10 protein-coding genes are annotated in these 14,366 nt (G+C 45.6%); 6 read left to right on the top strand and 4 right to left on the bottom strand.

Features of this window, described 5'->3' with window-relative positions; all coding sequences use genetic code 11:
• Positions 1–6 precede the first annotated feature (6 nt).
• The 6 genes from V6259_RS09385 (at position 7) to ptuB (ending at position 10,009) form a co-directional block, all read left to right on the top strand.
• The gene (locus tag V6259_RS09385) at positions 7–939 is read left to right on the top strand and encodes a 2-hydroxyacid dehydrogenase (RefSeq protein WP_341584318.1); all 933 of its coding nucleotides are present in this window, start codon (positions 7–9) and stop codon (positions 937–939) included.
• Between the two features lie 174 nt (positions 940–1,113).
• Complete coding sequence (gene hsdR / locus V6259_RS09380) at positions 1,114–4,695, top strand: type I restriction-modification system endonuclease (RefSeq protein WP_341584317.1); 3,582 nt, start codon at positions 1,114–1,116, stop codon at positions 4,693–4,695.
• A gap of 108 nt (positions 4,696–4,803) precedes the next feature.
• On the top strand, positions 4,804–6,435 hold the full coding sequence (locus tag V6259_RS09375) for an N-6 DNA methylase (RefSeq protein ID WP_341584316.1): 1,632 nt from the start codon (positions 4,804–4,806) through the stop codon (positions 6,433–6,435).
• Positions 6,432–7,832 carry a restriction endonuclease subunit S gene (locus tag V6259_RS09370; RefSeq protein ID WP_341584315.1) on the top strand — a complete coding sequence of 467 codons (1,401 nt, stop codon included), beginning with the start codon at positions 6,432–6,434 and terminating at the stop codon, positions 7,830–7,832. The genes V6259_RS09375 and V6259_RS09370 overlap by 4 nt, the downstream gene beginning before the upstream one ends.
• 111 nt (positions 7,833–7,943) lie before the next feature.
• Positions 7,944–9,245: an AAA family ATPase gene (locus tag V6259_RS09365; protein ID WP_341584314.1), complete on the top strand. Its 1,302-nt coding sequence runs from the start codon at positions 7,944–7,946 to the stop codon at positions 9,243–9,245.
• Positions 9,242–10,009 (top strand): retron Ec78 anti-phage system effector HNH endonuclease PtuB, encoded by a 768-nt coding sequence (ptuB, locus tag V6259_RS09360; RefSeq protein WP_341584313.1) that lies wholly within the window; start codon positions 9,242–9,244, stop codon positions 10,007–10,009. Before V6259_RS09365 ends, ptuB begins: the two co-directional genes overlap by 4 nt.
• A gap of 100 nt (positions 10,010–10,109) precedes the next feature.
• On the opposite strand, the gene V6259_RS09355 is transcribed toward ptuB, so the two are convergent.
• The 4 genes from V6259_RS09355 to V6259_RS09340 form a co-directional block, all read right to left on the bottom strand.
• Positions 10,110–10,883: a 3-hydroxybutyrate dehydrogenase gene (locus V6259_RS09355; RefSeq protein ID WP_207923171.1), complete on the bottom strand. Its 774-nt coding sequence runs from the start codon at positions 10,881–10,883 to the stop codon at positions 10,110–10,112.
• Positions 10,884–10,928: 45 nt separating this feature from the next.
• Complete coding sequence (locus V6259_RS09350) at positions 10,929–12,290, bottom strand: TRAP transporter large permease (protein WP_341584312.1); 1,362 nt, start codon at positions 12,288–12,290, stop codon at positions 10,929–10,931.
• A gap of 16 nt (positions 12,291–12,306) precedes the next feature.
• Positions 12,307–12,909 carry a TRAP transporter small permease subunit gene (locus V6259_RS09345; RefSeq protein WP_133010330.1) on the bottom strand — a complete coding sequence of 201 codons (603 nt, stop codon included), beginning with the start codon at positions 12,907–12,909 and terminating at the stop codon, positions 12,307–12,309.
• 90 nt (positions 12,910–12,999) lie between these two features.
• Positions 13,000–14,058 (bottom strand): TRAP transporter substrate-binding protein, encoded by a 1,059-nt coding sequence (locus V6259_RS09340; protein ID WP_133010331.1) that lies wholly within the window; start codon positions 14,056–14,058, stop codon positions 13,000–13,002.
• Between the last annotated feature and the right edge of the window lie 308 nt (positions 14,059–14,366).

The following is a 14,366-nucleotide window of genomic DNA, read 5'->3' as shown; positions in this document are numbered from 1 at the left end:
TTCGCAATGAACAATGACCTTTTACTTGTCACGAATAATGAGAAATATACCGCCAAATTGAAAGCGGCCTTTTTAGCACGTCGTCCAGAAATCAATGTGTTAGTGGCTGGTGATGCTGGTGCAGAGCAGGCGCAAATGGCCCTTTGCTGGCACCCAGAAGCAGACTTATTAACCCGCTACCCAAATTTAAAATGCCTGCATTCTGTCGCGGCAGGTGTCGACCACTTGGGTGCGGGGTTATTAACCTCAGGCTTGCCTGTATGTCGAGTGGTGGATGACCATCAAAAACAAGGCATGCTGGAATACGTATTGTGGGGCGCACTCACTGTACAGCGTAACTTTGACAAGATAAGTGCGAACCAAAGCGAGTCAAAATGGCAGGGCTTTCGTCAGCGTCCCGCGTCCGACATTCGCGTCAGTGTCTTAGGGTTAGGAGAGCTAGGGCAGTTTGTCGCGCGTGGATTAGCGCAATTTGGCTATCGTGTTTCTGGTTGGTCTCGTAGCCCTAAAACTCTGAATGGCATCCATTGTTACCACGGTCAAGAAGGGCTAGGTGAAATGCTAAAAGAAACCGAACTACTGGTAAACTTATTGCCATTAAGCCCAGCGACAAAAGGCATATTAAACAAAGACTTGTTTAATAAAATGCCAGAGGGTGGTTACCTCATCAACGTAGGGCGTGGTGGTCATTTGATCCAAGAAGACTTAATCGAGTCGATCGATGCAGGTCATCTACGAGGCGCCTTATTAGACGTATTCAACCAAGAACCCTTACCCGCCACAGACCCATTATGGACCACCAAAGGCGTCACAATCACCCCGCATTTAGCCTCTGATGCTTCACTACCCACCATCATCGAACAAGTCGCAGACAACGTACTAAGCTTTGTCAGTAAAGGTGAATTGAACAACCAAATAGACTTAACAAACGGCTACTGAAGTCGAGAGCCAGATCACAATGTCATTATTCCCTCCCCTTATGTCTTCCAAGGGGAGGGTTAGGGTGGGGTTATCTCCCTGTTTTGGTTATTTTATTTGCATTACCGGCGAATAATAGTAAAAATCCTTAGATAAACAGTTTTGTTTTTAATGAGAAGGATTTTCACTTTATTCATGACGACTTCAGCTTCTAATTTTGCCTTTCTCAAAGGCCACAACGATTTTCTTTTTACCATAGCCCGGGCGGCGGAGAAGAATTACCCCGATGATCCTAATACCACGTTAGTGAAGTTGCGTATTTTTGGCGAATACGTGGCGAATCATTTGGGCAAGTTGCTGAATATCGAGCCACAAGAAACCCAGTTTAAGCTGCTGGAGGAAATTAACCGCAACACGAAAATCGACGACACCATTCTTGATGTCTTCCATAAGCTTCGGGGTATAGGCAACAAGGTGGTTCATCAATATCACAACGATGAGAGCGACGCCGAGATGTGCCTGCGTTTGGCCTTTCGCTTAGCCGTCTGGTATTACCGTCTGATCAGTAAAGACAAAGACTTTGCCTCACCATTATTTAATTTACCAAGCAAAGCCTCAACCGGACAAAGCAACCAGCAAACGCAACAAGAAGTCGCTCTGCTGAAACAAGCACTTGCCCAAGCCGAAAAAAACGCCCAGCAAAAAGAGCACAAAAGCCAAGCCGAGTTAGAAGCACAGCAAGCTAAGCTCATTGAGTTACAGGGTTGCTTATCTGTTTATGAAAGTAAGCAAGCAGAAACCCTTGCACAGAGTGACGCGCGGATCGCGGCATTAGAAACCCAACTCAAACAGAAAGACGCCGAGCTAGCGACATTAAGTGAGCAAGATCGTAACGCCTTCCATCACCAAGTACTGGCGCAAGCCAACCATAACAAGTTGGGTTTGAATGAAGCCGAAACGCGCTACCTGATAGACGAGCAATTGCGTCGAGCTGACTGGGAGGCAGACACGCAAAACCTCACCTACGCGAATGGCACGCGACCACAAGTAGGTCGCAATATAGCCATTGCCGAATGGCCAACCGGCATGGATGAAACTGGGCACTTGGGTTTTGCCGATTACGTCTTATTTGTCGGTTTATTGCCGATAGGCGTGGTCGAAGCCAAACGTTACAACCAAGATGTCGCCAGTAAACTCAATGAAGCCTATCGCTACAGTCGTACTTTCGACATACTCGGTTACGAACAAGCATTACAACAGCAAGCCGCCAATGACGATGCTATATCGCCGGAAATGTCGACGGAAATAGCGCAGAAAATTGCAGAGTTAAAAATAAACCAATACAAGGCGACTGGCTTTCATATCCCGTTTTGTTTTTCGGCCAACGGTCGTGCTTTCAGCGCGGCGATAAAAACCAAAAGTGGCATCTGGTATCGGGATGTCCGTTTAAGCACGAATCAACCCGACGCCTTGCCACAATGGTTTAAGCCTGAGGAGTTGCTTAGTAAGTTTAACCAAGACACGGGGCAGCGGAATAACTGGTTTGCCACCCACCAAGACATGAGCGAGCTGGGACTGCGTTATTATCAAGAAGATGCCGTTAGAGCCGTAGAAACCGCCGTAACCCAAGGTAAGCGCATCGCCTTACTGGCCATGGCAACGGGCACCGGAAAAACCCGCACCGCGATTGCCATCATGTACCGGATGATCCAATCCCAGCGTTTTAAACGGGTATTGTTTTTAGTGGATCGTCGTTCCTTAGGCAATCAAGCCCTTGGTTCGTTTGACGACATGCGCATCCAAAACCAAAGCTTCAACAGTATTTTTCACATACAAGGTTTAACGGATCGTTTTCCCGAGGACAGTACCAAAATCCATGTAGCAACGGTGCAATCCTTAGTTAAGCGAGTGTTACAAAATGACGAGTTTATTCCCGTTGGTTTGTACGATGCCATCATCATAGACGAAGCCCATCGCGGCTATATTCTGGATAAAGAGCAAACCGAAGGCGAAGCGGAATTTCGTGATCAGCGAGACTATATCTCAGCGTATCGTCGGGTGATTGACCAATTCGACGCCTTTAAATTGGCCCTCACCGCCACGCCTGCTCTCCATACCACCGAGATTTTCGGTCGTCCTATTTACAACTATTCTTATCGAACTGCGGTGATAGACGGCTACTTAAACGACTTTGAACCACCGATTAAAATCAATACCAAGCTCAATACACAAGGGGTTTGCTTTGCCCAAGGTGACCAAGTAGAGCGGCTCGACATCACCGGGCAGCTAGTCACAGACACCCTAGAAGATGAGCAAAATTTTGAGGTCGATCATTTTAACAAACAAGTGATCATCCCCGCGTTTAACCAAGCCATTTGCCAAGAGTTAGTCCAGCCCAAATGGCAAATCGACCCAACCAGCCGACAAAAAACGCTGATATTCTGTGTGAATAACGCCCATGCGGACATGGTGGTCGAGACCCTAAAAAACGCCTACCGAGACTCAGGCGAGGCAAAATACGCCAACCTTGAACACGATGCTATCATCAAGATCACCGGCAACGCGGACAAAGACGCCAATAAAATACAAACCCTGATCACACGATTTGAAAAAGAACGCTTACCCAACATAGTCGTCACCGTGGACTTACTGACGACCGGCATCGATATTCCGAGTATTTGTAATCTGGTGTTTTTACGCAAAGTACGCAGCCGTATTTTGTATGAGCAAATGAAAGGTCGCGCCACGCGCTTGTGTCCAGAAGTTGGCAAAACCAGCTTTCGTATATTCGACGCCGTGGATCTGTACAGCACGCTAGAAGCGGTGGATACCATGCAAGCCGTGGTGGTTCGCCCCAATGTGACCTTAGCCACGTTAGTGGCTGAAATCAGCGATGAGAAAACCTATCAGGTTATCGAAGTCAACGATCAATCCTTTGCAGATAATAGCCATGAGCAGTTGGTGTCTAAGTTACAACGGGTAATCACCCAAGCGAATTACCAGCGCAATCGCGACCGAGACGTAGAGCAACAAATGAACCACCTCGACGAGCGCCTTAATAATGTGACCAAGGCGAGCTTTGTCGACTTTGCCAACACACTACGCGAGCAAGGGCCAAAGCAATCGGCGCAGTATTTTGCTGAGCTGCCCAACCTAGTAGAGCAAATAGACACCTTAAAGCGCACCTTAAATAGCTTACGAGATAGGCCGATTTTTTCCGACTTAGCAGACGAAGTAATCGGCACCGAGAGCCTTTATGGCGAGTTTAATGACCCAGAAGATTTTCTTGAAGCGTTTGATCATCTCGTGCAACACAATATCAATCAACTGCCCGCACTAGATGCCGTGGTAAATCGGCCACGAGATTTGACCCGTAAAGGCTTGGTGGAATTACAAGAATGGTTCGATGCCAAGCACTTTGACGAATCCGCCTTGCAAACCGCGTGGAAAAATAAAACCAACAAAGACATTGCCGCCAAGCTGGTGGGGCACATTCGCCGTGCTGCCATCGGCGATGCGCTGTTACCGTTTGACCGTCGTGTGGATCACGCCCTAGAGAGAATCAAAAGTGAAAACGATTGGAACAGCGGACAGCTCAAGTGGTTGGACCGTCTTGCCAGCTCCATCAAAGACAAAGTCGTACTCGACGACGATGTCTACAAAATAGGCAATTACCAACGAGAAGGTGGCAAGCGCCGACTAGAGCAAGCGTTAAACGGCGAGCTAGAGCCTATCCTGCAAAAATTTAATGAGTATATCTGGGATGAACCCGCTTAACTCCGTATCATACCGCCAACTTTTAAAACGTCGGCAGGCGCTTTTCTGCTTCTTTGCCGCCGACCTTTATTGACCCCACAGAAAGAAACCATTTAAGAGACTGTATTTATGAACAACAACGACCTAGTCGCCAAACTCTGGAAGCTGTGTGACAATCTGCGCGATGGCGGTGTGTCTTATCAAAATTACGTGAACGAATTGGCGTCTTTGCTGTTTTTAAAAATGTGTGAACAAACGGGGCAAGAAGACGACTTACTGCCACAAGGCTTTCGCTGGAAAGACCTAAAAGAAAAAACCGGCATCGAACAACATAAATTCTACAAAGACTTACTCAACAAACTAGATGGCGACCATCACGCCATTGTGAAGGCGATTTTCGTCAACGCCACCACAACGATTACTCAGCCAGCGCAACTTAATGAACTCATAACAGAAATGGACAAACTGGATTGGTTTGAAAAAGGCCGTGACGACTTTGGCGATATGTACGAAGGCTTGTTGCAGAAAAACGCCAACGAAACCAAATCCGGTGCAGGGCAATATTTCACGCCTCGCCCATTGATCAACACCATTGTGGAACTGATGAAACCGCAACCCCGTGAGATCATCCAAGATCCTGCAGCGGGCACATCAGGCTTCTTGATTGAAGCGGACAAATACATCAAATCCCAAACGAACGATTTAGACGCCTTGTCAGACGACGATGCAGAATTCCAACGTACCCGTGCTTTTGTCGGCTTGGAATTAGTACCAGAAACACGCCGCTTGGCATTAATGAACTGCTTACTGCACGATGTGGTAGGCGATGAAGAACACGGCGCGATTCACCTTGGTAACACGCTGGGCGCCGATGGCGAAAATATGCAAAAAGCCAACGTGGTGTTGTCGAACCCGCCATTTGGCAGCGCGTCCAGCACCAACATTACCCGTACCTTTGTGCACCCAACCAGCAACAAGCAATTGTGCTTTATGCAGCACATCGTCGAAACCTTAGAGCCCGGTGGTCGTGCTGCCGTGGTGATTCCAGACAACGTCTTGTTTGAAGGCGGCAAGGGCACCGACATTCGCCGTGACCTAATGAACAAGTGCAACCTACACACTATTTTGCGCTTGCCAACGGGCATTTTCTACGCCGCTGGCGTGAAGACCAACGTGCTGTTTTTCCAAAAAGGCACGCCAGACAACCCACAGCAAGACACCGACTGCACCACACAAACCTGGGTGTACGACATGCGGACCAACATGCAAACCTTCGGCAAGCGCCGCCCGCTGACCACACGCCACTTTGACGCCTTTAAAGCCGTTTATGGCGACGACGCCAATGGCCAATCTCCACGAGAAGAAGGCGTTTATACCGGGCAGGAAGGTGCAAGCAGCCACGAAAGCCAGCTTGGTGAAATCGAAGGGCTGTCCTTAGATCATTCCTTAGAAAATAACCTTGAAAAGGTGAGTGACAACGCCCGCTGGCGCGTGTTTAGCCGCGACTACATACGCGAGCAAAAAGGCGACAGCCTAGACATCGCATGGTTAAAAGACCTCGAAGCCAGCAATTCAGAAAACCTTCCAGAACCCGACATTCTCGCTGGCGAAGCCATGGCAGAACTCACCGAAGCCATGGGCGAACTTTACCAACTGATGCAAGCCCTAGGCGCAGACGACGAAGCCGAAGCGCAAAAGCAACTTTTAGAGCAAGCCTTTGGTCTAGAAGAAAAAAGCGAGTTGCAGGGAGACAAAGCGTGAGCGAATTACCGAAAGGGTGGGTTGAGGTCTCTTTAGACAAAGTAGCTAATTGGGGATCTGGTGGAACTCCTAAAAGAAATGAAAGCTCTTATTATGGAGGGGATATTCCATGGGTAAAAACAGGTGACTTAGGTCCTAAATATTTGCAACATTCCTCTGAGTTTATAACAGAAGAAGGGCTTAAGAAGTCTAGTGCGAAGCTATTTTTAAAGGGATCGGTAGCGATTGCGATGTATGGCGCTACAATAGGTAAAACATCTATTTTAGACTTTAACGCATCTACAAATCAGGCCTGTGCTGTTGGTTCACCTATAGCTGGAGTTACAGAAACCAATTTTCTTTATTACTTGTTACAAAATGAAAAACAAGACTTTATAAAGAAAGGAAAAGGTGGTGCACAACCTAATATTTCACAGCAGATAATTAAAGCGCATGAAATTTGGTTTCCCCCACTCGCCGAACAAAAACGCATCGTCGAGAAACTGGATCAAGTGTTAGCGCAAGTCGACACCATCAAAGCCCGACTCGACGGCATCCCCGCCATCCTAAAACGCTTCCACCAATCCGTCCTCGCCGCCGCTGTCAGTGGGAAATTGACAGAAGAGTGGAGGGGAGGGGATCAAGTAGATTATGAAGACTTAAAAATTGAAGAAATTGCTATAAAACAGCGTTATTCATTAGGAATTGGGCCTTTTGGAAGTAACCTTAAAGTTGATGATTATAGGTTAGAGGGGCACCCTTTAGTTTTTGTTAGAGATATTCGATCTAAAGTATTTGAATCAGATAAAACTAAATTTGTTTCTGGTTCGAAATTTGAAGAGCTTAAAGCACATAGAGTAAAATCAGGCGATATTTTAATTACAAAAATGGGAGATCCTCCTGGAGATGTTGCAATATATCCAATGCATAGACCAGAAGCGGTCATAACTGCTGATTGCATAAAATTAACTGTTAATCCAGCTATAGCAATTACGAAATATGTAGCTTATGCAATGAGGTCCAGCTTATTTCAAAAATCAGTTTTAGCTATTTCTGCTGGTGTTGCTCAACAAAAAGTTAATTTGAAAAAATTCAGAATCCAATATATTCCAGTACCATCAATCGAAGAACAAACCGAAATCGTCCGTCTTGTGGATCAATACTTTGCCTTCGCTGACACCATTGAACAACAAGTGAAAAAAGCTCAACAGCGAGTAGACAAGCTCACTCAATCTATTTTAGCCAAAGCCTTCAAAGGTGAGTTGGTGCCACAAGAACACACATTGGATAAACACTACGAACCCGCCGACCAACTGCTAAAACGCATCGCCGCCGCCCGAGCAGAAAGTGAAGCGCTGGCTAAAGCGGCGAAGCAAGCCGCCAATAAAACAACGAAGAAAGTAGTGAAGAAGAGCTAACATGAGCGCTCAAGTTTTTTCTTCTGTCCGTGATAAACTGGCTTTTATTTTGTTAGTTTGTCTTCTAACCCCTTTGTCTGAAAGCAATCGAAGTAAGCGGAGCTTTAGTCTATGAAAATACAATCACTGGATTTAAAGCACTTTCGTCGCTTTGAGGATTTTGAACTTTTGTTTGATAACAAACTGACGGTGTTAGTGGCGAGAAATGGCGCGGGTAAAACCAGTGTTTTGGATGCGCTCGCGATTGCTTTGGGGCCATTTCTGACTCGTTTACCGGGTGTCAGCGGTTTGAACCCGAAAGACACCGACTTTCAGCTATTAGCGGATGGCAAGAAGCCTGCCTATATGCGAATCACTGGTCAGTCTTACGATGGGGTTCGTTGGGATAGAACGGAAAAAAGAGATAAAAGCAAAAGCACGGCAAAATTGATCCCTGATGCATTGGGTATTAAAGCCCTGAATGATTATGCGGATTCTTTTATCGATGCGTTTAATCATAATGAGCCTTTTGAGCTGCCCATCTTTGCCTACTATGGCGCTGGCCGTGGCGTATTTGATGTGCCGGCAAGAAAGCGTGGTTTTGGTAAACACTTTTCTCGTTTTGATAGCCTTAAAAAATGCTTAGAGAGCCGAACCAATTTTCGAGGTTTTGTTGAATATTTTTATTCTCTTGAAGAGATAGAAAATAAACAACAAAAGGAGCGTCGTTCCTTTGAGTTTGAAATTCCTGAATTGAAAGCCATTCGTCGGGCCGTGGAAAAGATGATCCCTGATTTTTCCAATCCCCGTGGTGCTTACCCTGCTGGTATCGAGCTGGATTGGTTGCAAGGCGATAGCAAAAAAACACTGAGAATAGAACAGCTGAGCGATGGTTACCGAACAACATTGGCGATGGTAATGGACATCGCGGCTCGTATGGCAGAAGCGAACCCAAGCATGGATGACCCTTTGCAAAGTGAAGGCGTGGTGATGATAGATGAAGTGGATTTGCACCTTCATCCTGGTTGGCAGCAAACCATTCTGTTGGATTTGATGCGTACCTTCCCGAATGTGCAATTTATTGTGTCGACTCACAGTCCTCAGGTTATTTCGTCAGTGAAACCTACAAGCCTACGGGTGATTGACTGGCAAGAAGACAAACCTGTATTGCTGCCCATTGCTTTTTCTGAAGGGGCAGAAGCCCAGCAAGTATTACTAGATGTATTAGGCTTGGATTCCCCTCGTGTTGAGTCTTTAGAGATAGTGAAGACGTTAGAAGCGTATCAACAGCTTGTCGCCAAAGACCAATGGGATTCAGAAGACGCCATTGCTCTGCGCAAGCACCTAGATGAATGGGGCGCAGAGCATGAACCAGAATTAGCTCGTTTGGATATGGATATTCGTATGAAAGAATGGGAGCGCGAACAAGGATGAAAAGGCTGACAAAAGGAATTGAACCAGCAAAACTTAGCCAATTTCGCACTAACCATCCTTCGGGAATATGGGAACAATTTGCTTTGCAAACAGACAGAAAGCAGGCTGTTCAAAAGCAATTGAAAGCAGATCAAGGCGGCTTGTGTGCTTACTGTGAAATTGATTTGCTTGAAAAGAATACAGAAGCGCTGGCGGATTTTCGAGTAGAGCATTTCCACCCAAAATCAACTAGCACGTCTTCTCGAAACTGGCATTTAGATTGGCAAAATTTATTGGGCTGCTGTCACGGTGGCAGCCAACGTCATGTTGTTGATGCGAGCCAGCGTTTTACCAGTCCTGAAAGTTCTTGTGATGTGCCAAAAGGTGAGAAAAACCTAGACGGTATTATTTTGAACCCACTCCACGTTCCTGCGTTTCCTAAACTATTTTCCTGTGACAGATCCACAGGCGCTTTCTCTGTTGACTCAGACGCTTGCGAGCAAGCAGGGGTGGATGAAGCCGTTGCCCAAAATACCATTGATGAGCTGAATCTTGATGCTGAGCGGTTAAGGCGTTTTCGTAAGGCGAGCTTGAATAACCTGAACGCTCAAATGACAAACCTAGTCAGAGAAGGATTGTCTATTGGGGATGCCCGTGAAAAATTGGCCAAAATGATGTTGAGAAAAAATAGCGCTGCTCATTGGCCTAAGTTTTTTACCAGCATACGCAGCTATCTTGGTCATGCCGCAGAAGAGCAACTAAGAGCGATTCAATACACGGGGTAACTGCAAAGAAAGCTCTGTTTTTACGACTAGGTTAAATTGCAAAATAAAAAGGCATCGTGTTGATTTTTCCACGATGCCTTTTTTTGTTTGATGATTTTACTTATTGGGCGGTATAACCCCCATCAATAACGATGGCTTGCCCTGTGACGCCTTTTGCGGATGGGCTGGTGAGAAATAAGCAGTAGTCTGAAATTTCCTTGACGCTGAGTAGGCGTTTTTGTGGCACCAGTGGCCATATAACTTCTTCAAGTACGTTGTCGAGTGGAACATTTCTGCTTTTAGACAATTCTTCCAGTTGGTTTCTAACCAGTGGGGTGTCTACATAACCTGGACAAAGTGCATTCACGGTGACGCCGAATGGGGCGGCTTCTAATGCGGTTACTTTGGTTAGGCCGATAACGCCATGTTTCGCTGAGTTGTATCCCGCTTTGCCAGCAAAGCCGATTAGGCCGTTGATCGATGCCATGTTGATAATTCGCCCATCGCCTTTTTCTTTCATTAGTGGCAAGAGCTTTTTAATGGCAACAAATGGGGCGATCAACATAATATCAATTAGCTTGCGGTACATGTCGGACGGAAACTCTTCAATCGGTGCTATGTATTGGATGCCGGCGTTGTTTATTAAGATATCGATGTGGCCAAATCTTTTTATAGCGTCATCAATGGCGGATATAAACTGGGCTTCGTGGGTGACATCACAAATGAAGAAGTCGCATTGCTCTTGGAATGCTGAAAAGCGTATTTTGGCGTCTTCGATGGCGTGCTGGCTAAAGTCTAAAATAGCGACCTGCATGCCGGCTTCTAGATAAGCGTGGGCTATTTCTAGCCCAATACCGCTGGCTGCGCCTGTGATTAAAACGGTTTTTTTATTCATTTTATTCTCCAAACTTTTATTCTTCAAACAAGAAAGCAATTAAGGTTAGCCGTAGATGACTTTAGGCAACCAAAGAACGAGGTCTGGGAAAATAAAAACCAGAAGTACAGCCAATAGTTGCAATAAAATAAACGGGATAACCCCTTTGTAGATATGCAATGTTGTGACACTAGGGGGTGCAACACCTTTTAAGTAAAACAGAGAGAAACCGACGGGCGGTGTTAAGAAAGATGTTTGCAATGCCAAAGCAAACAGTACTACAAACCACACTAAATTAAAGCCTAGAGCGACAACAACAGGGCCAACCAAAGGCAGCAGTATCAAGCTTATTTCAAGCCAATCTAGGAAGAAACCAGCCACAAATGCGATGAGCAGAATAACAATGATAATTCCGGTTGGAGACAATGGAATACCTTGCAGCAGGCTGCTAATAAACTCATCTCCCCCAAGGGTTCTTAAGACAACAGCAAAAGCGGTGGCACCGAGAAAAATACCAAATACGAATGAAGTAGTGATGGTGGTTTTTCGGCACACGTCTGCGAGCATGGCGAGGTTAAAACGTTTATTTAGAATGGCTAATAACGTCGCTCCCAAGGCGCCCACACCAGCGGCTTCGGTTGGCGAAACAATGCCCATAAAAATAGAGCCTAGAACAGAGAGGATGAGCGCTAACGGTGGAAAAACCGCTTTCATCGTAGACCAGATTAATGCTTTGCTAATAGGGGGTAAGTCTATTGGTGGATGACAAACTTTTGGGTTAAAAATCGCCGTTAGGATGACGTAAACAATATACAAGGTGCCTAATAATAACCCTGGAACGAGCGCCCCCATGAACAAGTTACCAACCGACAGTGATAATTGGTCAGCCATGATGATCAGCATGATACTTGGCGGAATTAAAATACCCAATGTGCCTGACGATGCAACAATACCACTGGCAAAGGATGGCGAATATTTTTGCTCAAGCATGATCGGCATGGACAACATAGCGAGCAATACCACAGAGGCGCCGACAATGCCGGTAGACGCGGCGAATAAGATACCGATTAGGATAACCGCTACGCCGAGCCCGCCGCGGAAGCGTCCAAATAGGTTTACAAAATTGACCATCAGGCGTTCAGCGACACCGGAGCGTTCTAGCATCAGTCCCATAAAAATAAACATGGGCAGGGCGACTAATACCCAGTTGCTCATTTGAGCGTAAATCCGTTGCACTATGGTGCCGTAAATCCGCCAATCGGTCATGTAGTAGGTGTCCCAGTCTAGATACTGAGACGTGACAACGCCGACAACACTGAAAATGATGGCGAGCCCAGCTAAAACCCAAGCAACAGGGAAGCCAGAAAAAATAAGTAAGATAAAGCAGCCAAGCATGGCTATGACTAAAAATTCGTATGTTTCGAACACATTCTTCCCCTAATGATTAGCGTGGTGTGTGGTTATTGGAGGTGGGCGTCTTAGTTAAAAAAGCGACGCATCTCAGCCAGCGAGAAGTGGCGGCTATCATTAATAAACCTAAAGCGATTGGAATGAATGATTTAATAATCCAGCGCATAGGCAGTCCGTCAAAAGATTGGGACACTTCATGCAAGCGATAAGATCTTTCAACAAAGGGCAGAGCATAGCTAAACATCACAATACAAAAGGGGAGCAGTAATAAGGTGATGCCACACACTTCAACCCATGCTCTGGTGCGAAGCGGCCAGTGTTCTGCCAATGCATCGACACGAACATGACCATCATGAATATAACAATAAGAAAGGCCTAGCATAAAACCAACGGCGTATAGGTGCCATTGCAGCTCTTCTAGTGCGACAAAAGTGGTGTTGAATAAATAACGCATGAGCGCGTTACCAACAATTAGCAGCATTAAAATAAGCCATAGCCAAGAGGAATACTGGCCGATTTTTTCAATGCTAGATTCGATGATTTTCGAAATTTTAGTATGAGGTAACTGGTTTAGGCTTGAGTGCGATAGCTTTGCCTCAATTTCTGCCAAATCCAACTCAGTAGTATGATCAGACATACCATTCTCCTTTGATTCCGGATGCTAGCATCCAGTGAAAAACGTCGGCATCATTCGATGCCGACTCACTAAACAGAGTGTCAAATAGAGTTATTTCGTATCCCAATCACGCGGTAAGTAACCTAGCTTTTTCCATGAGCTGTGTTCTTTTTGGAACGCTTTCATAGAGGCATAGATTTCTGCAAATTGAGCGTTGTCTTTAGAATGGCGAGCCATGACTTTGTCGGTGGCTTTTTCGAAAGCTTTTAAGATTTCAGGAGAGTATTGGTGTAATTGAACGCCTTTTTCTTCGAACTTCGCTAATACACCGCCTTGTAAGGCTTCGGATTTTGAAATCGCGAGTGTGTTGGCTGCCATACAGGTTGTTTCGATTAACGATTGGGTTTGCTTGTTAAGCTTTTGCCAGTCGTTGGTGTTGATGTAGAGGAATTGGTTGGTTGAAGGCTGGTGCCAACCTGGAAGGTAGTAATGTTTTGCGACTTGATAGAAGCCAAGTTGCTCATCCACCGTAGGGATAGAGAATTCGGTGCCATCTAGTACGCCAGTTTCTAGCGCTTGGTAGAGTTCGCCGCCTGGGAAGACGTTAATCGACATGCCAAATTCAGACATGATTTCGCCACCCAGTCCTGCGGCACGAAATTTAAGTCCGTTTAGGTCATCAACCGTGTTGATTTCTTTTCGGAACCAACCTGCGGCTTCTGGGCTGATTGTGCCACAAAGAATAGGGTAGACATCATAGGGTTTAAACAGCTTTTTAAGCATCTTGTCGCCACCATGGAAATACATCCATGCGGTAAACTCATTTGATTCAAGGCCAAAAGGTGTCGCGCCAAATAACGCGGCAGCAGGAACTTGTCCCCACTCATACCCCATCCATGAATACCCAGCAGATATATTGCCAGAGCTGACATTATCAAAAATACTTAATGCAGGAACAAGAGAGCCAGGTTCAAAAACCTTAAGGTTTACTTTACCGCCGCTGCTTTCTTTTAGCATTTTAGACACTTCAGGCATGGTATCGCCAAGCGCAACTAAAGAAGAGGAGAAAGCCATAGGGACTTGCCAGCGTATTTTATTGAAGTCAGCGTAGGAAGAGGCTGTAAAGGTTAAACCAGTTAGGCACATTGCTGTTACGAGAGCTTTTTTCATGGTGTTCATCCTATTATTTTTATAGTTTTTATATCGTGCAAGCCAAAGAATCTTCCATATAGGTTAAGGCGTCTTCGGAGCTAATAGGATTACTATCAAAAACAATGCCATAAAAATAAAATCTTTATTTATCATATAGTTATGTTTTATTTGAGATTTTTGTAAAATAAAACAGAATAAACTTCCGAAAACTCGGACGGTTATTAAGAATAAGGCTAGGTATTTATCAAATATAGTCCGGTATGTCGGAAATTGACCGAATAATCGGACGATTATTCGGCTTTTTTGTTGAGTTTTCGTAAAGAAGG

Source organism: Marinomonas sp. TI.3.20 (assembly GCF_038155025.1).
In the GTDB taxonomy this organism is placed as follows: domain Bacteria; phylum Pseudomonadota; class Gammaproteobacteria; order Pseudomonadales; family Marinomonadaceae; genus Marinomonas; species Marinomonas flavescens.
This window is presented reverse-complemented; position numbering and strand designations above follow the sequence as displayed.